Raw genomic sequence first — 23,747 nt, forward strand, 5'->3', positions numbered from 1 at the left:
TGCGCAAGATGATCAGTCAACCTGACTCGTCCGGAGGCGCCTGTGTCATCGCACGCGAACGATTTTCGTTTTAGTTTTACGCCCGCCAGTGGCGCGGCATTCGACGTCATTGAATTCACGCTGGACGAAGCGCTGTCCGAGACCTATCGGCTATGCGTGGAGTTGTCCAGCTTTGATCCCGCGGTGGATTTCGGCGCGTTGCTGGATCAGCCTGCGCTCTTCACGATATGGCGCGGGGCGGTGGCTGTGCGGCACGTGCACGGCGTCGTCACCGAATTTGTCCAGGGCGACACGGGCTTTCGGCGCACGCGGTATCGGCTGGTGCTGGAACCGTCATTGGCGCGCGCCGCGCTGTGTTCCGATTGGCGCATCTACCAGCATCTGTCCGCGCCCGAGATCCTGGCTGACGTCATCAAACGGCAGGGGATTACCGATTACGAACAGGTGACGACGCAGGAACACCTGCCGCGCGAATACTGTGTGCAGGCCGGCGACACCGACTTGGCGTTTCTGGACAGGCTGGCGGCAGAAGAAGGCTATTTCTACCGCTATGCGCATTCGGAGCATGGGCACCGTTTGATTCACGGTGACCGGGTTTATATCCACGGCGAGATCGCGGGCGGGCCGGTGGTTTACAACCCGATGCCGGGAGGCGATCAGGCAGAACCCGCGTTGCATCGGTTTTCTTATGCCGAGCGCGTGCGCACCGCCGTGCAGACGCAGCGCGACTACACCTACACGCATCCGCGCTACAGCCAGGAACATTCGCCGGTTGCATCGGATCTTTCTCATCAGGATGCCCGCTACGAACGCTACGACTACCCCGGCCGCTACAAACGCGACGAGGCGGGTCAGCCGTTTACCCTGGCCCGTTTGCTGGGACACCGCCGCGATGCGCGCGTTGCACTGGTCGAAGGGGATGACGCGCGCTTGATTCCTGGCGTGGCGTTCGATCTTGTCGGTCATCCTCGCGAAGATTGGAACCACGGTTGGCGACCGGTGCGGATGCAACATCGGGGCGTGCAGCCTGCCAGCCAGGAAGAAGACGGGTTCGGAGCCGAATACGGTCAGCAAGGCGGACTGGGCGAAGGCCTGATGCACCGCTCGGAATATCGCCCGGAGCACGGCACACAATACCGCTACACCGCTGAACTGGTTCCCGACAAGGTCGATTGGAAGCCCGAGCCCCTACCCAAACCCCGCATCGACGGCCACCAGATGGCGACGGTGGTTGGCCCGCCCAATGAAGAAATCTATTGCGACGACTGGGGCCGCGTCAAAGTCCAATTCCCGTGGGATCGCGTAGGCAAGCACAACGAACATAGCCCGTGCTGGATTCGCGTATCGCAGAACTGGGCCGGTGCGCAGTGGGGTCATATGGCGATACCTCGCATCGGACAAGAGGTCATCGTGCAATTCGCAAACGGCGACCCGGACCAGCCGCTGATAATCGGCAGAACTTTCCGGGCGACCAATCTGCCGCCCTATGAACTGCCGCGCCACAACGTCCTGAACACCATCAAGAGCAAGGAATTCCGGGGCAATCGCGCCAACGAATTGCGCTTGGATGACACGTCCGCGCAGATCAGCGCGGCGTTGATGAGCGAACACGGCGACACGCAGCTGCATCTGGGGTATCTGACCCATCCGCGTCCAAGCGGTGGGCAAGCTCGCGGTGAAGGGTTCGAACTGCGCACGGACGAACATGGAGCGCTGCGGGCGGCGAAGGGACTGTTGCTGACGGCCGAGACGCAACTACACGCCAAGGGCGGGCAGTTGGATAGATCCGATATCGTAGCGGCTTTGCAAGCGGCGCTGGAACTTGCCCGCAACCTGGGGGATTACGCCGAGAAGCATGAAGGCGTCGCCCACGACGCCCAGCCGCAGCAGTCACTATCGGATGCGGTGCGCGACCTGGGCCACGGCGCCAACAACCAGTCGGACGGTAACGGCCTAGGCGACGTTGGCGCCATCGCGCTAAGCGCGCCAGCCGGCATCGCCGCCGCCACGCCGGCCGGCATCGTGATGTCGGCCGGGGGCAATGTGGACAGCGTCGCGCAGCAGCATCAGCAGGTCAGCGCGGGCGACAAGATCGTGCTGAACGCGGGCGGCGATGTAGGCCTGTTCTCGCAAAGCGGCGCGCTGCGACAGATCGCGCATCAAGGCGAAATGCTGCTACAGGCGCAGCACAACGCCATTCGCATCCAGGCCGATCAAAGCGCGGAAATCACGTCCAGCCAACAACACGTGCTGATCGCCGCCGACAAACACATCACGCTGTTGTGCGGCGGGGCGACGATCAAGATTGCCGACGGCAACATCGAGCTGGGCATGCCGGGCACGTTTACGGTGAAGGCCGCCTCGCACAATTTCTCAGGCCCGGGCGGCCAAAGCGCCGCCCTGCCCGTCTTCAAATCCCCCGACGTCGCCGCCGGCGACTACGCCGGCCGGTTCCGCCTGCACAAGACCGACAACCGCCTGTTCGAACGTTATCGGTACCGCGTCATGACAGGCGCCACGCTGCTCCTGGAAGGCACCACCGACAACGACGGCGCGACGGATTTCCTGGACACCCCGCGCGCCCGCGACGTGCAGACCTACAAGACGATCATGCGCGAGGACCAGAAGATCCCAGACGACCCTGGGCAGCTCGCCGAGCGTGTCGACAACATCAATCCGCATCACGCCGAGCACGGACCGATGGACGAAGCCTTTCTGGATTCCCACGTTGAAGGAGACCTCTGATGGCCGCCCCCGCCGCCGCAGCCGCCCTCGTCTGGGGCTACCGAGCCTATCGCGCCTACGCCGCGCACGAAACGGCCCAAACCGCCATTGAAACCGCCCAAACCTTGGCGCAAATCAATGAACGCAAGAAGGAAGTCCAAGCCATCCTTAAAGACACGATTCAGAACATGAAGGAAGAAATCGACGTCAAAAGCTCCACGTTTGTGCGCACCGGCGGCAACAGCACCGTGTCGCGCGGACGCAGCGAACACGTGACCTACCGGCAATACATCGAACGCAGGATCCCCTTTCGGCCGGTGATCAGCACGGTATGCCAATGGGCGCTGAAGTCACCGTTGACGGTGCCCCGACGTCTGCGCAAGAAGATTCGGGGCGAATTCATCGACACCACGATAGATATCGCACTGAAACAAACCACCGCGTCGTTGGTGTTTGAAGTGGTTGATGACTTGTTGAAATGGGAAAGCCCGCTCAAGGCGGAGCCGGTCTACGACGGCACGTCTTACAAGGCGATGCTGGGAGAGCCTTCCACACGTCCGAAGCGCATCAGCGAGGTATTCCCCTTCTGGCCCCGCCCTAAGGGCAGCCTGGCCCCGGATCTTGTAATCGTTGAATACAGGCAGCAGCCGTTTGACGTGGGCAACGTGTTCGCGGCGGTGGAAATCAAGTTTCCGAAGGACTGGGTAAAGCGCGACCAAATGAAGGACTACGTCAGCCTGATGGGCGGCGACGTCCAAAAGGTTGTGCTGCTTCGAGTACCGGAAGACTGCACCGGAGCTTCCGGCTCGGCGCGCACATCCGGCGCAAAGCCAGGCCATTCAAGCCGGAGCGGAAAATGAGTACTACCCACCCATTGATCGACGATCAGGATCTGGCCGGCATGATCGAAGACCTGAAGAAATGGCCAAACACTGCCATTCACAACGGGTCTTTTGAACTGTCTGTCAGCCCGTTTCTCACCTTCTATTTCAACTACGACCGCGATCAATATCAGCGCACAACGCTGGACCTGATCGACGTGCACGAGTCGTTTGAAAGCCTGTTAGGCCATCCTTACACGGTCGCGACACACCCGCGTTCAGAAAGACCCCATCGGTACGGCTCGGAGCGCCTGGGCGAACTGCGAGACTGGGCCCGGAAAACTCCCGTAGACAAGAATTTCACCGTCAACTTTACGGACGAAGCCGAACACAAAAGCTCGCCCACCCATGGCGCATATCTATGGAGAGCTTCCGACTGGGGCGGTGGCGACCAAAACTATTCATCGCTTCAGCTCTATTTTCGATGGCGCTGGTGGTTGGCCAACAAAGGGGCGTGGCGGCAATTCGTCCTTGACGCCATCGCTCGGTTAAAGCCGGCTCAGGTCTACAGCGGCTTTGCGATGGCGAACCCGCTGGAGTTTGGCATGCGCTCGGAGGTGGCCGTGTGGGATCGGGCGCTGACGCCGCATTTCTATGGCTTGGACACGGATGACACGTTCGGCATGACGTTCATGCCACAGCTGCCTGCCGGCATACGCCCGCCCACCTGGGGCTTCTTTCTGTCCGACATTTGGCGCGAGAAGCTGGACATCTCGCGCGACGAGGTTGTTGCCCAGCTTTCCGATTCCCGCATCCGAATCGACACCCTCAGCTGCGGCCAATGGATAGAACTTGGCCCGCAACCGGAACTCTATCCCGTCGAAGACGGTGTGCCCGAGCTCCCCGTGTTGGCCAACCGTTTACTTCGCCGTATCCGCCATCCTTTGCTGGACCTGGTGGGCTCTGGCGAATGGGATGGCGACCCCAACGAGCGCTTCGATCGCCGCGACACGCAGCGTTGGCTGGCCCGGTTTGACGACGACAGTGATTGGCCAACTCCTGAAATCCGAGGCCGCACCCCGGGCCCGGCGCCTGCCGAACCCACCCCCACCCATGTCGTCGTCGGCGAAGACATCCCGTCGGACGGCTGGTGGTACACGCTGGCAAAGACAGGCTCGCGCCAGTACTTCAAGGCCGGCGAGCCGGCGCCGGCCATCCATCAAGGCCCATCGCGCGGCCGCGTCATCTGGCAACGCGACATCGATCAACGCCCACCCGAAGCCGAAGCGGCGCGCCAGGCCGAAACCGGTCAGTTGGCCCCACGGGGCGGTCAATGGCGTGGCGACGAAAAAGGCGAAGTCCTGTGCGTGGTCGCCAAGCATGAGGTGCTGCCCTCATATCAAGGCCGATCCCTTATCTGGCACTGGATGCACGACACCGCCCAACGCGCCGCCGCCCGCGTGCGCTCTGGGCAGCCATGCCCCTATCCCGGCACGTGGACCTGCGAAGAACACCCTACGGGTCCAAGAACTTTCGCTTATCAAACCCCCATGCCACAAGTGAACGGGCAGGACGTGACGTGGGCACTGGTTTCTTTCTTACGCTAGGAGACAAGCCATGGCCGCCCCCGCCGCCGCAGCCGCCCTCGTCTGGGGCTACCGAGCCTATCGCGCCTACGCCGCGCACGAAGCGGCGCAAACCACCATCGAAGCCGCCGAAACCTTGGCGCAGATCAATGACCGCAAGAAGGAAGTCCAAGCCATTCTTAAGGACGTGATCCAGAACATGAAGGAAGAAATCGACGTCAAAAGCTCCACGTTCGTGCGCACGGGCGGCAACATCACCGTGTCGCGCGGACGTAGCGAAAACGTGACGTACCGGCAGTACATCGAACGCAAGATTCCCTTTCGGCCAGTGATCAGCACGGTATGCCAATGGGCGCTGAAGTCCCCGTTGACGGTGCCCCGACGCATACGCAAGAAGATACCGGGCGATGCTATTGAAACCACGATAGATATCGCGCTGAAACAAACCACCGCGTCGTTAGTGTTTGAGGTGGTTGATGATTTGTTGGCGTGGCAAAGCCCGTTGAAGGCAGAGCCGAATTACGACGGCACGTCTTACAAGGCGATGCTGGGAGAGCCTTCCACACGTCCGAAGCGCATCAGCCAGTACTTCCCATTCTGGCCGCGCCCTAGAGGAAGCTTGGCGCCGGATCTGGTCATCGTGGAATACCGCCAGCAACCGTTTGACGTGGACAACGTGTTCGCGGCAGTTGAAATCAAGTTTCCTAACGATTGGGCCAAGCCCGCACAGATGAAAAGCTACGTCAGGCTGATGGATGGCGATACCCACAAGGTGGCGCTACTTCGCGTACCAGAGGACTGCACCGGGTATCGCCCAGACCGGGGCAGCACGCGCGGGAAGCACGGACATTCACCGAGGAGCGGAAAATGAGTACCACCCATCCTTTGATCAGCGACGAAGATCTGGCGGGCATGATCGAAGACCTGAAACACTGGCCCAATACCGCCATCGACAATGGGTCGTTCGAGCTGTCGATCAGTCCGTTTCTCACCTTTTATTTCCATTACGACCCCGCACAATATTTGCGCACGACGCTCGACATGGTGGACGTATACGAAACGTTCGAAAGACTGGTCGGCCGGCCTTTCACGATAGCCACCCACCCGAGTTCGGAAAGACCACATCGGTACGGCTCGGTTCGTTTGGGCGACCTGCGCGACTGGGCCAGAAAGACGCCGGTGGATAAGGCCTTCACAGTGAACTTTACCGACCAGGCGAACCACCAGAGCTCACCCACGCATTCGGCGTACCTGTGGAGGGAACCCACCATTGGTGACCAGTTGCAGTATTACTCGTCGATTCAGTTCTACTTCCGGTGGCGCTGGTGGCTGGACAACAAGGACGCCTGGCGAAAGTTCGTGCTCGACAGCATCGCTCGCTTGATGCCGGCGCAGGTCTATAGCGGCTTCGCTATGGCCAATCCTTTGGAATTTGGAATGCGTTCCGAAGTTGCGGTGTGGGACCGGGCCCTGGCGCCTAACTTTTTCGGATTGGACACCGATTATCCATTTGCCATGGATATCCCCGCGCAGTTGGGCTCCGGCATACGGCCGCCCACCTGGGGCTTCTTTCTGTCCGACATTTGGCGCGAGAAGCTGGACATCTCGCGCGACGAGGTTGTTGCCCAGCTTTCCGATTCCCGCATCCGAATCGACACCCTCAGCTGCGGCCAATGGATAGAGCTTGGCCCGCAGCCGGAACTGTATCCCGTCGAAGAAGGTGTGCCGGAACTACCCGTCATGCTTAACCACCTGCTGCGCCGCATCCGGCACCCGCAACTCGATCTCGTGGGCTCCGGCGAATGGGATGGCGACCCCAACGAGCGCTTCGATCGCCGCGACACGCAGCGTTGGCTGGCCCGGTTTGACGACGACAGTGATTGGCCAACTCCTGAAATCCGAGGCCGCACCCCTGGCCCGGCACCTGCCGAACCCACCCCCACCCACGTCGTCGTCGGCGAAGACATCCCGTCGGACGGCTGGTGGTACACGCTGGCAAAGACAGGCTCGCGCCAGTACTTCAAGGCGGGCGAGCCGGCGCCCGCCATCCATCAAGGCCCATCGCGCGGCCGCGTCATCTGGCAACGCGACATCGATCAACGCCCACCCGAAGCCGAAGCGGCACGCCAGGCCGAAACCGGTCAGCTGGCCCCACGGGGGGGGCTATGGCGTGGCGACGAAAAAGGCGAAGTCCTGTGCGTGGTCGCCAAGCATGAGGTGCTGCCCTCATATCAAGGCCGATCCCTTATCTGGCACTGGATGCACGACACCGCCCAACGCGCCGCCGCCCGCGTGCGCTCTGGGCGGCCATGCCCCTATCCCGGCACGTGGACCTGCAAAGAACACCCAACGGGTCCGCAAACGTTCGCTTATCAAGCCCACATGCCACAAGTGAACGGGCAGGACGTGACGTGGGCGCTGGTTTCTTTCTTACGCTAGGAGACAAGCCATGGCCGCATTCGCCGCCGCAGCCGCCTTCGTCTGGGGCTACCGCTGTATCCCGCCTATCCCGAATATCGCGCCTATCGCGCCTATCCCGGATATCCCGGATATCCAGCCTATATCGCCTACATCGCCTATATCGCCCATCTATCGACGCTACCGATAACTTGTTGTCGTGGAAGAGCCCATTGAAGTCGAAACCGAACCACAACGGAACCGCCGATCGAGCGATGCTTCGAGATCCGGCCGCACTCCGCAAACCCATCGGCGACTGCTTCCCATGTTGGCTGGGAACACGCCGACAGATTCCCGGCGTAGTCATCGACACGGGCCGGCGCACGCATCAAGCACCTAGGCCCAACATTCACGCAGGAGCGAAAAATGAATACACGCCCTCCTTTGCTCAACGATAACGATCTGACGTGCAGGGTTGATGCGTTGAAGCCGTGGCCTGGCATGGCCATTGATGACGGTTCATTTCCCCTTTGGCCTCGCTTCTTTCTCACCTTCTACCTTCATTACTTGCCCGACCAGAGCTTGCGGACCACCTTGGATATGCTCGACGTACAAGATGCGTTCGCGCGACTTCTAGGACACCCTTACACGACAGCTACCCATCCCCGTTCCGAGCGGCTGCTTAGATATGGCTCGATTCGCTTGGAGGAACTGCACGAGTGGGCACGCAGTTGCCCGGTTGACCAAGTGTTCACGGTGAACTTCACGGACCAGGACAACCACCAGATTTCACCCGGGCATTCTGCATATTTGCGCCGCGAACCCGCCATCGCGGGGAAAGCGCCGTATTACTCATCTCTACAGTTTTACTTTTGTTGGCAGTGGTGGCTGGACCACCAGCACGAGTGGCGGCAGTTTGTGCTGGAGAGCATCGCGTATCTGGCGCCCGCGCAGGTCTATAGCGGCTTTGCAGTCGCGAACCCTTTGGGACCTGGCATGCGCTCACAAGCGGCCATCCTGAATCGGGCGCTTGCACCGCATTTCTACGGCCTGGACATCGACCACCCGCCAGGCATGATGCGCGCAGCCGAACTGCCGTCCGGCATACGCCCGCCCACTTGGGGCTTCTTTCTGTCTGACATTTGGCGCGAGAAGCTCGGCGCCTCCCGCGACGAAGTGGCGGCCCAGCTTGCCGACCCGCTTATCCGTATCGAGCCCTTGGATTGCGGACTATGGATCGAACTGGGACCGCGGCCGGAGCTCTATCCCGTTCAACAGGGCATGCCCAGGCTGCCCGCTGTGCTCAACCGCCTGCTGCGCAAGATCCGCCATCCGCGACTGGATCTGCTCGGCTTCTGCCCTCGGGACGTAGAACCCGGCAAGCACTTCGATAGCCGCGACACCCGGCGTTGGCTAGCCCGGTTCGATGACGGCAGCGATTGGCCAACCCGCAACTCAATCATCGGGACACCCCCTGGGTATTGACCGCGTCCCCACATCAGGAGAACCCAACGGCCGCCCCTGTCGCCGCCGCTCTCATCTGGGGCTACCGCGCTTATCGCGCCTATGCCGCCTACGAGACCGCACAAACCGCTATTGAAGCCGCCGAGACCCTGGCGCAGATCGGTCAGCGGAAAAAGGAAGTGCAATCGATCTTGAAAGACGTGATTCAGGGGATGAAGGATGAAATCGACATCAAGAGTTCGACGTTCGTGCGCACGGGTGGCAACAGCACGGTATCGCGCGGACGCAGCGAGAACGTCACGTACCGACAATATATCGAGCGAAAAATTCCGTTTCGGCCGGTGATCAGCACGGTATGCCAGTGGGCGCTGAAATCTCCGCTGACCGTACCGCGACGAATACGCAAGAAAATTCCCGGAGAGATCATCGAAACCACGATTGATGTGGCGTTGAAGCAAACGACCGCGTCGCTGGTGTTTGAAGTCGTGGACGATTTGCTGGGATGGCAAAGCCCGTTGAAGGCGGAGCCGAACTATGACAGGAAGTCTCACGCCGCCATGCTGGGCAACCCGTCGACACGACCGAAACGCATCAGCGAGTTCTTCCCTTTTTGGCCTCGCCCTAAAGGAAGCTTGGCACCGGACCTTGTCATAGTGGAATACCGCCAGGAACCGTTTGTCGTCGGCAACGTGTTTGCCGCTGTGGAAATCAAGTTTCCGAATGATTGGGTTAACCCGGAATAGATGAAGAACTACGTCCATTTAATGGGCGATAAACCCCACAAGGTCGCGCTCCTTCGGGTACCTGAAGATTGCACGGGATATCGTCCCGCCGCAACAAACGATGGGGACAGCCGCAAGCAGCCGGCCAGGAGAGGAAAGTGAGTACCGCCCATCCATTGATCGAACATGACGACCTCGCGGGCATGATTGCCGACTTGAAGAAATGGCCTAACACTGCAATCGATAATGGCCAATTCGAGCTCTCGATCACGCCGTTTATTACCTTTTACTTTACGTACGATCCCGCAGTGGCCTCAAAGACCGCAACGGACATGATCGATATACACGAGGCTTTCGAACGGCTCTTGGACTTTCCCTATACCGTCGCAACCCATCCAGGCACGTCTCGACCCCATCGTTACGGGTCGCCGCGTCTTGGAGACCTACGCGATTGGGCGAGAAAGATCGCTGTAGACAAGGCGTTTACAGTCAATTTCACTGACGAAGCGAACCATGCGAGCTCGCCCACCCACGCTGCGTACCTATGGAGAACGTCAGACTGGGGGGACGACGACCGCGCCTACTCTTCGATCCAATTGTATTTTCGATGGCAGTGGTGGCTGGACAATAAGGACGCATGGCGAAAATTCGTTATTCAAACGATCACGCTCCTGTCGCCAGCTCAGGTCTACAGCGGCTTTGCGATAGCCAATCCCTTGGAGTTCGGCATGCGGTCCGAAGTTGCCGTGTGGGATCGCGCGCTGACGCCCCATTTCTATGGTTTGGACACCGACGACACGTTCGGCATGACTTTCACACCGGAACTACCCTCCGGCATCCGCCCCCCCACCTGGGGCTTTTTCCTGTCCGACATCTGGCGCGAAAAGCTTGGGATATCGCGCGACGACGTTGCCGCGCACCTTGCCGACCCCCGCATCCGCATCGACTCGTTGCACTGCGGCCAGTGGATCGAACTTGGCCCGCAACCGGAACTCTACCCCGTCGAAAACGGCGTGCCCGAGCTTCCCGTGTTGGCCAACCGTTTGCTTCGCCGTATCCGCCATCCCCTGCTGGACCTGGTGGGCTCGGGCGAATGGGATGGCGATCCGAATGAGCGTTTCAATCGCTCCGACACGCAGCGTTGGCTTGGCCGGTTCGATGACGACAGTGATTGGCCCACGCCTGAAATTCGAGGCCGGACGCCCGGGGCCGCGCCGAACGAACCCACGCCCACACACATCCTCGTCGGCGAAGATATCCCGTCGGACGGCTGGTGGTACACCCTTGCAAAAACCGGTTCGCGGCGCTATTTCAAGGCTGGGGAAGCGGCTCCGTCGATCTCACAAAGTCCATCGCACGGCCGCGTGATCTGGCAGCGGGACATAGATCAACGTGACCCGCTGCCCGAGCCCGCACGCCGCGCCCAAAGCGGTGAGTCAGCGCCTCGCGCCGGCCTATGGCAAGGCGACGACAAGGGCGAAATACTGTGCGTCGTTGGCAGGCACGGCGCGCTGCCCAGGTATCAAGGGCAATCCATCACCTGGCATTGGATGGACGACCCTGCCACAAGCCCGAAAACCCGCGTACGGTCCGGCCAGCCTTGCCCCTACCCGGGCACATGGACCTGCGAAGCCTTTCCCACGGGTCCCCGGACGTTCGCTTATCAGACGCCCATGCCACAAGTGAACGGCCAGGACGTCACCTGGGTGCTGGTATCGTTCCTGCGTTGACAACGCCCGCGCCGCATGGCGCTGCATCGACCCTGCACGCTCAGCCGCTTTCACCGAAACGTCAGCCGCACAGCCCCTCAGCCCTCTCCCTTCAGCTCCCGTTCCACCACTTCCCGCGTCAGGGTTGGGACGAACATCTCGATGAAGTGGAATGCGTAGCCGCGCAGCCAGGCGCCGCGGCGGATGGCCAGGCGGGTCAGGTTGATCTCGAACAGGTGGCGGGCGTCGATGGCGCATAGCCGCGTGTCGCGTTCGGGGTCCCAGGCCACGGCGGCCACGATGCCCACGCCCAGCTCCAGCTCTACATAGGTCTTGATCACGTCGGCGTCCATGGCCGTCATGACGATGTCCGGGGTCAGGCCGGCCCGGGCAAACGCTTCGTCGATGTGGGCGCGGCCGGTGTAGCCCTGGCCATAGGTGATGATGGGATAGCGGGACAACTGCGACAGGCTGATGCCGTCGTGCCGGCCTTCCAGCGGATGGCCGCGCGGCACGATGATGCTGTGGCTCCAGCGGTAGCACGGCAGGTTGACCAGCCCCGGATAGTTGGCGACGGCTTCGGTTGCCACGCCGATGTCGGCCTCGCCTTCCAGCAGCATTTCAGACACCTGCTTGGGCGAGCCTTGATGCAGGTGCAGCACCACGTCCGGATAGCGCTGGCGAAATTCCTTGATGACCGGCGGCAAGGCGTAGCGCGCCTGCGAATGCGTGGCCGCGATCGACAGCACGCCCTGCCGGCTATCGGCGTATTCGGCGCCTGCATGCCGGATGTTGTCCGCACATTGCAGGATTTGTTCGACCAAGGGCAAGATCAGCGCGCCGGGCGGCGTCAGGCCGATCAGCCGCTTGCCCGAGCGCACAAAAATGTCGACGCCCACTTCCTCTTCAATCTCGCGAATCTGCCGGCTGACACCGGGTTGCGAGGTATGCAGGCTTTCCGAGACGTCAGTCAGGTTGAAGTCCTGGCGCACGGCTTCGCGCACGGAACGTAGTTGCTGAAAGTTCATCGCGCGCCCTCAGCCCAGGAAGGCCAGTTGATTGCCGGACGGGTCTTTTACGTACATCACGCGCGGCGATGCGTCGGGCTTGGAACAGACCGGAAAGTGCCCGGCCTGACGCAGACGCGCCAGGATCTCGTCGTAGGCGCGCGTCTTCAGCGCCAGGTAGTCGGGCTTGACGCCGCTGCTCAGCTCCTGGACAGGAGATAGCGACAGCGTCGCGTCGCCCAAAGAGAAAAGCAGGCGCTGGCCATCCCGCGCGGGCATCTCGTCCAGGCCGATGACGCGGTGATAAAACTCGCGCACGGCGTGAAGCCGGCGCGACAGGAATGGAAGCTGTACCGAATCGATCGAAAGAAGTGAAGTCATGCCCTGCTGCCAGCCATGGAACAGGGCAAATCTTAGTACCCGAAGGCACAACCGGACAAAGAGGTTGTAATTGCTTCTACATAGCCAGAAACCTTAAAGCGCGCCGCTTATTAGCAAATACGCGCAGCTGTTTTTTTATCGTTGCGCTGATGTTTGCAGCCCGCCTCAGGCGCTGCGTCGCAACGCCTCGCGCGTGCTGCTGAACGCACGTTCCAGGTCGCCGATCAAATCTTGCGGATTCTCCAGACCGATGTGCAGCCGCACCACGGACTGCTGCCCAGGGACCTGCTTCCACAGGCTGTGTTCCGCCAGCCGTTGCGGCGCGGCTTCCAGCGCCAGGCTTTCATAACCGCCCCAGGACGCGCCGATCGAAAAGTACTGCAACGCGTCGATGAAGCGCGATGCCGCCGTCGGGTCCGGGTGATCGAAGGCAAAAGACACCAAGCCGCTTGCACCGCTGAAGTCTCGCCGCCACAACGCGTGGCCAGGGTCTTCGGGCAAGGCCGGATGAAACACGCGCGACACGTCCGGGTGCGTGGCCAGGTATTGCGCCACGGCCAGCGCGTTGACTTGATGGCGCGCCAGGCGCACGTCCAGCGTGCGCAGCCCACGCAGCGTCAGATAGGCGTCGTCCGCGCCCACCGACAAGCCCAGCGCGTCGTAAGTCGCGCCAATCCGTTGCGCCAGTTCGGCGCTGTCCACGGTGACCACGCCCATCATCACATCCGAATGGCCGGCCAGGTATTTGGTGGCGGCCTGGATGGAGATGTGCGCGCCCAGCGCCAACGGCTGGTAGTACAGGCCGCCGCTCCAGGTGTTGTCGGCCGCCACCCACAGGCCATGACGGCGCGCGGTGGCCGCCAGCGCGGGCAAGTCCAGCACCTCGAACAGCAGCGAGCTGGGCGACTCCAGATACAACAGCCGCGTGCTGGGCCGGATCAACGGTTCCAGCGCATCTTGCCCCGGTGAAAAATATTCCACTTCGATGCCATAGCGCGCAAGCAAGGACTTGTCGACCTTGCGCACCGGCGAATACACGCTATCGGCCACCAGCGCGTGATCGCCCGGCGCAAGCGTCGCCAGCAGCACCAACGTGATCGCGGCCAGGCCGGACGGCGCCAGCACCGTTCGATAGCCGCCTTCCAGCAAGGCCACCGCCTCTTCCAGCGCCTGGTGCGTGTCCAGGCCGTGGCGCCCGTAGGTGGCAACGCGGTCACCCGCCGCGCGTTGCTGGTTAAGCGCGGCCTGCGTGGCGGTGTCGGCAAAACGCACGGTGCTGGTGCGCACGACCGGCACGTTGACCGGGCCCGCTCCCTGCGTCAATGCGGGGGAGCCGGCGTGTACCAGCCGGGTTTGGACGTGGGCGTGATCCAGGCTCATGCGCGCACCTCTCGGTGGCCTGCCAACATGGCGGATGGGAAAGTCATGATCAGATTCCTTGTGGGTTACACCGCCAGGCGCAGCGGGTCGAAAGACAGCGCGTTCGCGATCGGATCCGACGTGGACCGGCGGGCGGGCGAGGCGCCCAGCGAACGCTGCAAGAAGGCGCGGGTACGGTCGCTGTCAGGCGCGCCGAAGAGGCGCGACGGCGGGCCGGATTCCACGATGCGGCCCGCTTCGGTGAAGTACACGGTGTCGCTCACCTCTTGCGCAAAGCGCATTTCATGGGTGACCAGCACGCAGGTCATGCCGTCCTGGACCAGATCGCGAATCACGGTCAGCACTTCGCCGACCATTTCGGGGTCCAGCGCCGAGGTCACCTCGTCGAACAAAATCAACTCAGGTTGCAGCGCCAGCGCGCGCGCGATGGCCACCCGCTGTTGCTGGCCGCCCGAGAGTTCGCCGGGATACGCGCCTTCCTTGTGTTCCATGCGCACCTTGGCCAGCAGTTCACGCGCGCGGGCCTCGGCCTGCACGCGCGGCAGCCCGGCCACCTTCACGGGTGAGATCACCAGGTTTTCCAGCACGCTAAGGTGCGGGAACAGGTTGTATTGCTGGAACACGAAGCCCACGCGCTTTCTCAAGGCGATGAAGTCGGATTCTGTTTTCAGCCCGTCCACGCGCACGCCACCCACCTGGATCGCGCCGCGTTGCGCACGCAACAGGCCGGTGATGCAACGCAGGATGGTGGACTTGCCCGACCCAGACGGGCCGATGATCGACACCGCCTGCCCTTGCTTGACTTCAAGGTCGATGCCGCGCAGCACTTCGGTATCGCCAAACGCCAGGTGCACGTCGCGCAGGCTGACCAGCGGATTCAGTTCAATGATGTTCATGGCGTCGTTCCAGGTACCGCGTCCAACGCGCGATGGGATAGCAATAGGCGAAAAACAGCGCCAATAGCGTGAAATAGACAAGAATGGTGAAGTCGCTGCGCGCCACCGTGTTGCTGGCGACGGTGGCGGTATCCACCAGGTCGTGCACGCCTACCAAGGACGCCAGCGAGGTGCTCATCGTGATGCTGGCCATCAGGTTCATCCACGACGGCAACATGCGCCGCACGCACTGCGGCAATACCACCATGCGAAAAATCTGCGTCCGCTTGAACGCCAGCGACTGCGCCGCTTCCCACTGCGCGCTGGGTATCGACTGGATGGCGCCCCGGAAGATCTCGGCCACATTGGCGCTGGCGGGCAGCCCCAGGCCGATCACCACCTTGATCCAATCGGGGAACGGCACATACCAGCCGCCCAGGTTCAGTTCGAACGGAAACACGTAGGTGGTGAAATACACCAGCACCAGAATCGGCGCGTTACGGAACAGCAGGACGTAGGCGCGCGTGAGCCTGCGCAACAGCCATGAGGGCGACAGCGACAGCGCGCCGATCACCAGCCCCACCAGCGTGCCCAGCGCCATCGCCAGCAGGCTGATCTGGATGTTCATCGCCAGCCCACGCAGCAAGGCGGGCGACCAGTGCCATAACGCCGCCACGGCTTCGGGCGTGGTGCCGGTGACGGCCCAGGTCAAGCCCAGCGCGACCAGGGCCACCAACAGCAAAAACCACGGGTCGCGCAACAACGCGGGCAACAATGCTGGCAACAACGCCGGCAAAAATCCGGCGGTGGCCCGACGGCGGCGTTGCTGTCCGTCGACGCCGGGCGCTTTGGCATCGGCGCCCTTGAACGCAAGATCATTGGCCATAGCCGGGCATCCTCAGGCGGTCTTCCAGGCGACGGCCCGCCACGCTGACCAGCCAGGTCAACAAGCCGAAGTACAGCAGGATCAGCAGCAGCAGTTCCAGCACGTTGTCTCGATGCGACCAGATCATGATCGATTCGTACGTGACGTCACCCACCGCAATGGCCGACGCGATGGCGGTCATTTTCACCAGGTCCACCAGGTTGTTGACCAGCGCCGGCAAGGCAAAGCGCACGGCCAGCGGCAGTTGCACCTGCGTCAGGATCTGGCGCCTTGTAAACGCCAGCGACCGCGCGGCCTCCATCGTCACCGACGGCACGGTCTGGATGCCGGCGCGCAGCGCTTCCGCATGGAACACGCCCTTGTGCAGCGCCACCACGATCACCACCCAGGCGAACGGCGTGATGGGATTGCCGCCGCCCAGCTTCTGCGTGATCAGCATGTTCAACACCAGGAACGCGCAATACAGCTGCACCAGCGTAGGGGTGTTGCGCGTAAGTTCAACAAAGGCCTGCAAGGGTGCCGCCAACCATCGGCGGCCGCTGGTCAGCCCCGCTGCGATCAGCACGCCGAACAACAGGCTGACGGGGATGGTCCATGCGCACAGTTGCAGCGTCACCAACAGGCCATGCCCGAACGCCGAGAGCTCGCCCGGGTCCTGCACAAAGCTGTAGTTCAGGCCCAGCGGCTTGAAGACATCAACCCACGCTTGCAACAGCTTTTCCATCATGCGGCGGCCTCCAGCGATGCCTGCGGCGCCAACGTCGCGACGGCCTGGCCGATACGTTCGATGGCCGCGTTGATATCGGCGTCGGACGCCGCGAATGACAGCCGCAAATACGGCGACAAGCCATAGGCGCTGCCCTGCACGACGGCCACGCCCGCCGACTCCAACAGCCAGTCGACCACGTCACCGTCGTGCTCGATGCGGCGCCCGTCCGGCCGCACCGCGCCAATCAGGCCCGCCACGCCGACCCATGCAAAGAACGAGCCGTGCGGCGCGTGCACCTGCAAGCCCGGCCCCGCACCCAGGCCATCCACCACGCGCTGCGCACGCGCGGCGTACGCGTGCCTGGCATTTATCACAAAGCCGTCCGCCGCCCCTTGCAACGCAGCCAGCGCCGCCGCCTGCCCCAACGAGCTGGGGCCGGACGACACCTGCGACTGCACGGCTTCCAGTGCATGAATCAACGGCGTGGGCCCCGTGCCCCAACCAATGCGCCAGCCTGTCATGGCATACGCCTTGGACACGCCGTTGACCACCAGCGTGCGGCCGGCAAGATCAGGCGCCACGCGCAGCAGGGACACGGGCGGCTGCAAGAACCAGATCGCTTCGTACATCTCGTCCCACAGCACCAGCACATGCGGCGCGTCGCGCAGCACGGCGGCCAGCGCGGCCAGCTCGTCAGCGGTATAGACCGCGCCCGAGGGGTTGCCGGGAGAATTCAGGACCAGCCATTTGGTGCGCGGCGTAATCGCTTGCCGCAAGCTCTGCGGCGTCAGCTTGAAACCCTGTTCGGCGCGCGTGGGCACCACCACCGGCTGGCCGCCGTTGATGCGCACCGCGTCCGGGAACGTGGGCCAGTATGGGGCCGGCACAATCACCTCGTCGCCCTCGTCCAGCGTGGCGTTCAGCGCCAGGTAGATCACCTGCTTGCCGCCGTTGGAAACGATGACGTTGGAGGCGTCCACGTCCACGTCGTCTCGCTGGCGGTAGCCTTGCGCCACGGCGCGGCGCAACGCCGCCGTGCCCGCGGTGGGTGTGTACTTGGTCTGGCCCTGTTCCATCGCGACGCGAGCCGCCTGCTTGATGGCGTCGGGCGTGTCGAAATCGGGTTCACCCGAGGTCAGCACGATGATGGAACGGCCCTCGGCCGCCAACCGCGCGGCGCGGGCGCCGGCGGCGGCAATGGGAGACAGCTGGGCGCCGCGGGCGCGGCGCGACAAGGCGTCGGGGAACAGGTTCGTGGTCATGTCACTTCCTTTGCGGTCGGAGGATCCGAAGGCGTCAAGCGTTGGGGGCACTGCTTACCGTCCTGGCAGAGCGTCACGGCTTGGCGTTGGCTTCGGGCGGCGCGCTGTCGAATTGGCCGGCATGCGCCCGGGCGGTGGCCTGCTTCAGGTAATCGGCCGGTACGCCATAGCGTTCGGCCGCTTGCACCAGCAAGCCCGTGGTCAACCAGTCGCGGATCACGCCGTCCACCAAGGCGCGCGTGTCGGCCTCGTTGCGGCGCGTCCAGATCACCGTGGGCGATGGAATCAATTGATCCTGCGTCGCCAGTTCAAAGTCGTTCCATTGCCCTGCGCTGGGTCCGTGCAGCGTTTCATAAAGCGCCGGTTGGATGTGCACCGACGCGTCGCAGCTGCCGCCCTTTAACGCCAGCAACGATTCCGGAATATTGCGCAGGCCCTTTACCACCGCGCCATAGGTGTCCTGCAAGGGCTTGGCGAAGTTGCTGCCTTGCGACACGCACGCCACCTTGCCCTTCAGGTCTTCCCAGCGCTTGATGCCGCTTTTCTTGGACACCATGGCCGCCCCGCCCACCAGGTTGTAGGGCGTGGGCGCGTAGCTCAGGATTTCGCTGCGTTCCTGGGTCCATTGGATGTTGGCGATCAGCAAATCCACCTTGCCGGCTTGCAGGAACTGCACGCGCGTGGACGCGGTGACCGGCACCGTCTCTAGTGTGACGCCCAGGCGCTTGGCGATGTCCGCGCCCAGGTCCGTCTGAAAGCCGCCGACCTTGCCGGTGGCCGGGTCCAGCAGGCCGAACGGCGGGCTGGCGCCGTCCACCCCCACCACGAGCTTGCCGCGCTGCTTGATCTTGTCCAGCGTGGCGTCGGCGTGCGCAATGCCGGCCGTGCCCAAGGTCGCCAAGCCCGCGACCAGCGCGACCGCCATGGCGGCGCGTGACGGCAGCGCGGGGCGTTTGCCGGCATCACCCTTGGTGCGAACACGGGGATACTTCGCCGAACCCGCGTTGTCCGAATTATTCTTGCCCCAGTTGTTCTTGCCCGAATTGCTCATGCCCAGATGCTTCATCTTCGTATGTCCGATCCGTATTCAGGCGCGCTCAGCCGCCCTGCTTGGCTTTGGCGTGCAGTTCCTGCAACAAGGGTTGGGCGGGCTCGATGCCAAGCCGCTTTTCGGTGGCAATCAGCCAACCCGAGCGGTGCCAGTCCTGCACCACCTTGTCGACGGCGGCAATCGTGTCGGCTTCGCCCTTGCGCGTCCACACCACGGAATTGGCGGGCAGCACCTCGGTCGCGATGGGCGCGTGGTAGTCGGCCCATTCCGGGTTGTTGCGTAGCAGCGGATGGATCAAGGTGGAGTCGTGGACGGCCGCCACGCACTGGCCGCCGCGCAGCGCCAGCAGCGAATCGGAAGAGCTCTTGTAGCCCTTGACCACCGCGCCATAGTCCGACGACAAGGGCTTGGCGAAGCTGCTGCCTTGCGACACGCACACCGGCTTGCCGCGCAGGTCTTCCCATTTGGCGATGCCGCTGGTCTTCAGCGTGGCCGCCGCGCCGCCCACGCGAAAGAACGGCGTAGGCGCATAGCCCAGGATTTCGGCGCGTTCCGGGTTCAGCTCCATCGAGGCGATCAGCAGATCCACCTTGCCCGAAATCAGGAATTGCGTGCGGGTCGCGGTTTGCACCTGCACCAGTTCGGCTTTCACGCCCAGGCCCTTGGCAAGCTCACGCGCCAGCTCGGGGTTCCAGCCCACCAGCTGCTGCGTGGCCGGGTCCAGCGAGCCGAACACGCCGCCGTTGGCCAGCACGCCGATGGTGACCGTGCCGCGCTGCTTGATCTTGTCCAGCGTGGCGTCGGCGTGGGCCGCACCGGCGGCAAGCGCCAGCGCCAGGGTAAGGGTGAGGCTGATGTAGCCGCCGGCGATGCCGACGGCCTGGTGGGAGGCTGCTTTGCGTATCGTCATGTTGTTGTCTTGTCGGTTGATGTGAACGTGCGTCCATGCTGCGGGCGCCAGGCCGGCAAGACAAAGAAGACTTTCAGATATCAATATGCGGAAGGTCCGGGCGGGGACGGCATCCGGGCGGCGGCGTCCGTGCGACGGCATCCGTGCGACGGCATCCGTGCGACGGCATCCGTGCGACGGCGTCCGTGCGGCGGCGTCCGTGCGGCGCGGCTGCGCGCTACTTCAGCTTCACGTCCGCCGACGCGATGATGCGGCGGTAAGTTGCGATGTCGTCGCGCACCGTCTGGTCCACCGCTTCGGGCGCCGTCGCGGCGATGGTGAAGCCCAGGTTTTCCAGCAACGCCGCCGTATCGGGCTCGCGCAGCACCGCCACGACGTCGCGGTTGATCCGGTCGACCACCGCGCGCGGCGTGGATGCCGGCACGGACAAGCCCTGCCAGCTTTCCACCGCGTAGTCGGGCAGCCCCGCCTCTTGCATGGTGGGCACGTCGGGCAACGCGCCAGAGCGCGTCGGCGTGGTCACGGCCAGCGCCACCAGCTTGCCGCTGCGCACGTTTTCCGTGGCGGCGGCCAAGGTGATCAACATCGCGTCCACGTGCCCGCCCAAGACGTCCAGCGTGGCCGGGCCGCCGCCTGGGTAAGGGATTTGATTCGTCTTCGCGCCCATGCGCTCGTTCAAGAGTTCCACCGCCAGGTGCTGCAAGCTGCCCGTGCCGCCAGGCAAGGCCAGCGAAATCTCGCCGGGCCGTTGCTTGACCAGCGCCACGAACTCCTGAAAGGTCTTCACGCCCAGGCCGGGGCGAACCACCAGCAGCTGCGGGTTCACCACGGCCTTGGTCACGCCCTGCAAGTCCTTGACCGGGTCGTACGGCACGCTGGCCTGCAAGGCATTGAGCGACAAGGCGTCGCCGGCCAATAGCAGCGTGTAGCCATCGCCGCGAGCATGCGCCACGGCCGCGTTGCCGATGGCGCTGCTGGCGCCCGGCTGGTTTTCGACGACGACGCTCTGGCGCCATTTCTCGCCCAGCTTTTGCGCCAGGGTGCGCGCCAGCTTGTCGGCGCTGCCGCCCGCCGCAACCGGCACCACAATCTTGACGGGTCGGTTCGGGTAGCGGTTGGCGTCTTCCGAGGCCACCGGCGCCGACCCGGCAAAATTGCTCAACAGGCCGGCGCCCACCACCACGCCCGCCGCCAGACCCAGCCCCAAGCGCCATGCGGATTTGCGTTTGCTGCTCATGCCGTGGCTCCCGAGTCCGCGCCGAACGCGCTGAACGGCTTGCCCAGCACCGCCGTTGAATGCCGGCCGTCCACCCCCACGGGCACGTCGCCCTCCAGCGTGATGCGGTACAGCACGCGCTCGGTGTCCAGATAAGCAAAGTCACCCGGCCCCTGGTGGGCCGTCGCACGGTTGTCCCAGAACGCAATGCTGCCGGGCTCCCAACGGAAGCGCGCGGTGTATTCGGGCCGAGTGATTTCTTCAAAGAACAGGTTCAGCAGATGGCGGCTTTCCTCTTCATTGACGTCCTTGATCCGCCGCGTGAAGCCGGGGTTCACGAACAGCGCGCGCTCGCCCGTCTCGGGCAACACGCGCACCACCGGGTGCTCGGACACCAGCGGGCTCGCCTGCACCCGTTGGGCATAGACGGTCTGGTTGTCGAAGTCGCCGTTGTAGCCGCCAAACTGGTGGCGCGCCCACAGGCCGTCTGCCAGCGCGCGCAACGCGGGCGATAAATGCTCGTAAGCCGCCACCAGATTGGTGAAGATCGTGTCGCCGCCATACGCAGGCACTTGCCGGCCCGCGCGCAGGATGGACCCGGCGGGCGGATTGACCACGCCCGTTACGTCGGTGTGCCAGCGTTCACCGCGCCGCCCGGTAGTGGACCGCGATGAAATCGTGCGGATCTGGGGATAGCCTTCGGGTGGATTCGCGTCGTACGGATGCGCCGACGTCGGGCGTCCAAAACGCTGCGCAAAAGCCAGGTGCTGGGCGTGGTCGATGTGTTGGTCGCGAAAGAAAACGACCTTCCAGCGCAGCAGCGCCGCGCGGATCTGCTCGACCTCGTCTTCGGTCAGCGCTTGCGTCAGGTCCACGCCGTGAATCTCGGCGCCCGTAAAAACCGACAGCGGCCGGATGTCCAGCCGCGTGTGTTCCAGTGTGCTCATTTGCCGCCCCTGTGTGTTTGCAAAAATTCAGGATAGGGGCGGCGCCGGCGCGCAACAAATACCGATACGCAATGTGAAAATAGCCCGGCTAGGCGCGCTTGTCCGTCAAGAACGCCAACATGCGCCGCGCCAATTCTCGCGGTTGTTCCTCGGGCAGATAGTGGCCGCAATCGGCCAACACGCCGCCCTGAAGATCGCGTGCCAGGGGCCGCAGCGCTCGGTGCAGGCCGGGCGCGCTGCCCTGTTCTCCGCCCAGCGCCAGCACCGGCACGGTCAACGGCGTATCGCGCAGCGCGCGGTTCTGCTCGCGGTCTTCCGGTTCAGCACGGTAGTAGCCCAGCATGCCGCGCAAGCCCCCCAAGGTCTGGTACACGCGTTCGTATTCATCGATGTCGGCACGGCTGAACACGCCCGGCTTGTTGGCCGTCTTGCGTGAGAAGAACCATTCGATCAGGATGCGCTCGCGCCCGGCCAGCAAGGCTTCGGGCAAGTCGGGAACGCTGTTGAACAGGAAGTGCCAGCTGCGCCAGTTATCCGCGCCAAGCTCGATGGCGGGCGGCAGAGTGACGCCAGGAATGTTCGCGTCCAGCAGCACCACGTGATCGACCTCGTGCGCATAGCGCGCGGCGTAGGGGTACGCGATCCACGCGCCGATATCGTGCCCCGCCAGCGCATAGCGCGTCAGGCCCATCGCGTGGAACAAGCCATGCAGGCGTTCGCCGGCGGTGCGCGTATCGTAGCCATCCAGCGGCTTGTCGGAGTCTCCCTGCCCAGGCAGGTCTACGGCGAACACGCGAAAGTGCGGCGCCAGCAGCGGCATCACGCGCCGCCACGCGTACCAGCTTTGCGGAAAGCCCGCCAACAAGATCAGCGCGGGCCCCGTGCCCCCTTCCACCACGTGGTATCCCAAGCCGTCCACCACCACGCGGCGATGATGGAACGGCGTGCCGTCCAGCGCAAAGGTGTCGGCGTTTGCCAATGTTGTGTTCATGTTGATGTCCGTCGGTTAGTGCAGCGCGCCCGCGCCCAGCTTGATGTCTTGCGACACCGCCAGCGTCGTGGCCACCATGATCTTGACCCCCTGCACCAGCACGTCCAGCGCCAGGCTGGGCGCGCCGGGATGGCGCGTGGCCATCTCGGGCAGGTAAGGCACGTGCACGAAGCCACCGCGCAACGCGGGCCGCTGCGTGGCGATCAGATGCGCCAGGCCGTAGAAGATGGTGTTGCAGTTGTAGGTGCCCGCCGTGGACGACACCGAAGCGGGAATGCCGGCCGCGCGCAGGTCGCGGACGATGGCCTTGATGGGCAAGGTGGAAAAATAGGCCGCCGGGCCGCCCGCCACGATGGGCTCGTCGACGGGCTGGCGGCCCTCGTTGTCGGGGATGCGCGCATCGATCACGTTGATCGCCACGCGCTCGACCGACACGTCCACGCGACCGCCCGCCTGCCCCAGGCAGATCACCACGTCCGGCTGCACGTCATCGATTGCCTGGCGCAAGCGATCCACCACCTTGCCGATGACGCAGGGCAGTTGGCGCGCAACCAAGTGCGCGCCCGCCACGGTCTGCCCGTCCAGGCGGCGCGCGGCCTCCCACGAGGGGTTAAGCGTTTCGCCATCGAACGGCTCAATGCCGGTAATCAATACGGTTGCCATGCCTGCTTCCCTTTTTTTGTGTCCATGCAGACCATGGTAGAAGCGA

Annotated in this window: 21 protein-coding genes; 8 read left to right on the plus strand and 13 right to left on the minus strand. The window is 63.4% G+C overall.

Annotated features, from left to right (window positions below; all coding sequences use genetic code 11):
* Positions 1 to 42 precede the first annotated feature (42 nt).
* The 8 genes from DVB37_RS14300 (at position 43) to DVB37_RS14335 (ending at position 11,444) form a co-directional block, all read left to right on the plus strand.
* Positions 43 to 2,745, plus strand: a complete 2,703-nt coding sequence (locus DVB37_RS14300) for a type VI secretion system Vgr family protein (protein ID WP_120155823.1) — start codon at positions 43 to 45, stop codon at positions 2,743 to 2,745.
* The gene (locus DVB37_RS14305; RefSeq protein ID WP_120155825.1) at positions 2,745 to 3,584 is read left to right on the plus strand and encodes a VRR-NUC domain-containing protein; all 840 of its coding nucleotides are present in this window, start codon (positions 2,745 to 2,747) and stop codon (positions 3,582 to 3,584) included. Before DVB37_RS14300 ends, DVB37_RS14305 begins: the two co-directional genes overlap by 1 nt.
* Positions 3,581 to 5,152, plus strand: a complete 1,572-nt coding sequence (locus DVB37_RS14310; protein WP_120155828.1) for a type VI immunity family protein — start codon at positions 3,581 to 3,583, stop codon at positions 5,150 to 5,152. The genes DVB37_RS14305 and DVB37_RS14310 overlap by 4 nt, the downstream gene beginning before the upstream one ends.
* 10 nt (positions 5,153 to 5,162) lie before the next feature.
* A complete protein-coding gene (locus DVB37_RS14315) occupies positions 5,163 to 6,002 on the plus strand; it encodes a VRR-NUC domain-containing protein (protein ID WP_120155830.1) in 840 nt (279 codons plus the stop codon).
* Entirely contained in the window at positions 5,999 to 7,570 is a 1,572-nt protein-coding gene (locus DVB37_RS14320) for a type VI immunity family protein (RefSeq protein WP_120155832.1), read from the plus strand. Before DVB37_RS14315 ends, DVB37_RS14320 begins: the two co-directional genes overlap by 4 nt.
* A 384-nt stretch (positions 7,571 to 7,954) precedes the next feature.
* Entirely contained in the window at positions 7,955 to 9,013 is a 1,059-nt protein-coding gene (locus DVB37_RS14325) for a type VI immunity family protein (RefSeq protein WP_120155834.1), read from the plus strand.
* Positions 8,968 to 9,735: a VRR-NUC domain-containing protein gene (locus DVB37_RS14330; protein WP_205571561.1), complete on the plus strand. Its 768-nt coding sequence runs from the start codon at positions 8,968 to 8,970 to the stop codon at positions 9,733 to 9,735. Before DVB37_RS14325 ends, DVB37_RS14330 begins: the two co-directional genes overlap by 46 nt.
* A gap of 137 nt (positions 9,736 to 9,872) precedes the next feature.
* Positions 9,873 to 11,444, plus strand: a complete 1,572-nt coding sequence (locus tag DVB37_RS14335; RefSeq protein WP_205571562.1) for a type VI immunity family protein — start codon at positions 9,873 to 9,875, stop codon at positions 11,442 to 11,444.
* Between the two features lie 77 nt (positions 11,445 to 11,521).
* Here DVB37_RS14335 and DVB37_RS14340 read toward each other — a convergent pair whose 3' ends face one another.
* From DVB37_RS14340 to pcp, 13 genes are all read right to left on the minus strand, one after another.
* The gene (locus DVB37_RS14340; protein ID WP_120155836.1) at positions 11,522 to 12,451 is read right to left on the minus strand and encodes a CysB family HTH-type transcriptional regulator; all 930 of its coding nucleotides are present in this window, start codon (positions 12,449 to 12,451) and stop codon (positions 11,522 to 11,524) included.
* Positions 12,452 to 12,460: 9 nt separating this feature from the next.
* On the minus strand, positions 12,461 to 12,811 hold the full coding sequence (locus DVB37_RS14345; protein WP_046807698.1) for a VOC family protein: 351 nt from the start codon (positions 12,809 to 12,811) through the stop codon (positions 12,461 to 12,463).
* 165 nt (positions 12,812 to 12,976) lie between these two features.
* A complete protein-coding gene (metC, locus tag DVB37_RS14350) occupies positions 12,977 to 14,191 on the minus strand; it encodes a cystathionine beta-lyase (RefSeq protein ID WP_120155839.1) in 1,215 nt (404 codons plus the stop codon).
* A 65-nt stretch (positions 14,192 to 14,256) separates the two neighbouring features.
* On the minus strand, positions 14,257 to 15,087 hold the full coding sequence (locus DVB37_RS14355; RefSeq protein WP_120155841.1) for an amino acid ABC transporter ATP-binding protein: 831 nt from the start codon (positions 15,085 to 15,087) through the stop codon (positions 14,257 to 14,259).
* Positions 15,074 to 15,952 (minus strand): amino acid ABC transporter permease, encoded by an 879-nt coding sequence (locus tag DVB37_RS14360; RefSeq protein ID WP_120155843.1) that lies wholly within the window; start codon positions 15,950 to 15,952, stop codon positions 15,074 to 15,076. The genes DVB37_RS14355 and DVB37_RS14360 overlap by 14 nt, the downstream gene beginning before the upstream one ends.
* Positions 15,942 to 16,679: an amino acid ABC transporter permease gene (locus DVB37_RS14365; RefSeq protein ID WP_120155845.1), complete on the minus strand. Its 738-nt coding sequence runs from the start codon at positions 16,677 to 16,679 to the stop codon at positions 15,942 to 15,944. Before DVB37_RS14365 ends, DVB37_RS14360 begins: the two co-directional genes overlap by 11 nt.
* On the minus strand, positions 16,676 to 17,923 hold the full coding sequence (locus tag DVB37_RS14370; RefSeq protein WP_120155848.1) for an aminotransferase class I/II-fold pyridoxal phosphate-dependent enzyme: 1,248 nt from the start codon (positions 17,921 to 17,923) through the stop codon (positions 16,676 to 16,678). The genes DVB37_RS14365 and DVB37_RS14370 overlap by 4 nt, the downstream gene beginning before the upstream one ends.
* Positions 17,924 to 17,996: 73 nt before the next feature.
* Entirely contained in the window at positions 17,997 to 18,848 is an 852-nt protein-coding gene (locus tag DVB37_RS14375) for a transporter substrate-binding domain-containing protein (RefSeq protein ID WP_120157499.1), read from the minus strand.
* Between the two features lie 172 nt (positions 18,849 to 19,020).
* Positions 19,021 to 19,884: a transporter substrate-binding domain-containing protein gene (locus tag DVB37_RS14380; RefSeq protein WP_120155850.1), complete on the minus strand. Its 864-nt coding sequence runs from the start codon at positions 19,882 to 19,884 to the stop codon at positions 19,021 to 19,023.
* Positions 19,885 to 20,101: 217 nt separating this feature from the next.
* Entirely contained in the window at positions 20,102 to 21,121 is a 1,020-nt protein-coding gene (locus tag DVB37_RS14385) for a tripartite tricarboxylate transporter substrate binding protein (RefSeq protein ID WP_104145828.1), read from the minus strand.
* Positions 21,118 to 22,047: a TauD/TfdA family dioxygenase gene (locus DVB37_RS14390; protein ID WP_120155853.1), complete on the minus strand. Its 930-nt coding sequence runs from the start codon at positions 22,045 to 22,047 to the stop codon at positions 21,118 to 21,120. The genes DVB37_RS14385 and DVB37_RS14390 overlap by 4 nt, the downstream gene beginning before the upstream one ends.
* An 88-nt stretch (positions 22,048 to 22,135) precedes the next feature.
* Complete coding sequence (locus tag DVB37_RS14395) at positions 22,136 to 23,038, minus strand: alpha/beta fold hydrolase (protein ID WP_120155855.1); 903 nt, start codon at positions 23,036 to 23,038, stop codon at positions 22,136 to 22,138.
* A 15-nt stretch (positions 23,039 to 23,053) separates the two neighbouring features.
* The gene (gene pcp, locus DVB37_RS14400; protein WP_046807690.1) at positions 23,054 to 23,701 is read right to left on the minus strand and encodes a pyroglutamyl-peptidase I; all 648 of its coding nucleotides are present in this window, start codon (positions 23,699 to 23,701) and stop codon (positions 23,054 to 23,056) included.
* Positions 23,702 to 23,747 lie beyond the last annotated feature (46 nt).

This window comes from Achromobacter sp. B7 (assembly GCF_003600685.1).
Lineage (GTDB): Bacteria > Pseudomonadota > Gammaproteobacteria > Burkholderiales > Burkholderiaceae_B > Achromobacter > Achromobacter spanius_B.

What these genes read in the sequence shown, in the direction of transcription:
- DVB37_RS14395 (WP_120155855.1), bottom strand. Translation starts at nt 23,038, where the DNA reads ATGAACACAACATTGGCAAACGCCGACACCTTTGCGCTGGACGGCACG.
- DVB37_RS14340 (WP_120155836.1), bottom strand. Translation starts at nt 12,451, where the DNA reads ATGAACTTTCAGCAACTACGTTCCGTGCGCGAAGCCGTGCGCCAGGAC.
- DVB37_RS14320 (WP_120155832.1), top strand. Translation starts at nt 5,999, where the DNA reads ATGAGTACCACCCATCCTTTGATCAGCGACGAAGATCTGGCGGGCATG.
- DVB37_RS14355 (WP_120155841.1), bottom strand. Translation starts at nt 15,087, where the DNA reads ATGAACATCATTGAACTGAATCCGCTGGTCAGCCTGCGCGACGTGCAC.
- DVB37_RS14370 (WP_120155848.1), bottom strand. Translation starts at nt 17,923, where the DNA reads ATGACCACGAACCTGTTCCCCGACGCCTTGTCGCGCCGCGCCCGCGGC.
- DVB37_RS14385 (WP_104145828.1), bottom strand. Translation starts at nt 21,121, where the DNA reads ATGAGCAGCAAACGCAAATCCGCATGGCGCTTGGGGCTGGGTCTGGCG.
- DVB37_RS14365 (WP_120155845.1), bottom strand. Translation starts at nt 16,679, where the DNA reads ATGATGGAAAAGCTGTTGCAAGCGTGGGTTGATGTCTTCAAGCCGCTG.
- DVB37_RS14390 (WP_120155853.1), bottom strand. Translation starts at nt 22,047, where the DNA reads ATGAGCACACTGGAACACACGCGGCTGGACATCCGGCCGCTGTCGGTT.
- metC (WP_120155839.1), bottom strand. Translation starts at nt 14,191, where the DNA reads ATGAGCCTGGATCACGCCCACGTCCAAACCCGGCTGGTACACGCCGGC.
- DVB37_RS14345 (WP_046807698.1), bottom strand. Translation starts at nt 12,811, where the DNA reads ATGACTTCACTTCTTTCGATCGATTCGGTACAGCTTCCATTCCTGTCG.
- DVB37_RS14325 (WP_120155834.1), top strand. Translation starts at nt 7,955, where the DNA reads ATGAATACACGCCCTCCTTTGCTCAACGATAACGATCTGACGTGCAGG.
- DVB37_RS14310 (WP_120155828.1), top strand. Translation starts at nt 3,581, where the DNA reads ATGAGTACTACCCACCCATTGATCGACGATCAGGATCTGGCCGGCATG.
- DVB37_RS14315 (WP_120155830.1), top strand. Translation starts at nt 5,163, where the DNA reads ATGGCCGCCCCCGCCGCCGCAGCCGCCCTCGTCTGGGGCTACCGAGCC.
- DVB37_RS14305 (WP_120155825.1), top strand. Translation starts at nt 2,745, where the DNA reads ATGGCCGCCCCCGCCGCCGCAGCCGCCCTCGTCTGGGGCTACCGAGCC.
- DVB37_RS14375 (WP_120157499.1), bottom strand. Translation starts at nt 18,848, where the DNA reads ATGGCGGTCGCGCTGGTCGCGGGCTTGGCGACCTTGGGCACGGCCGGC.
- DVB37_RS14380 (WP_120155850.1), bottom strand. Translation starts at nt 19,884, where the DNA reads ATGACGATACGCAAAGCAGCCTCCCACCAGGCCGTCGGCATCGCCGGC.
- DVB37_RS14360 (WP_120155843.1), bottom strand. Translation starts at nt 15,952, where the DNA reads ATGGCCAATGATCTTGCGTTCAAGGGCGCCGATGCCAAAGCGCCCGGC.
- pcp (WP_046807690.1), bottom strand. Translation starts at nt 23,701, where the DNA reads ATGGCAACCGTATTGATTACCGGCATTGAGCCGTTCGATGGCGAAACG.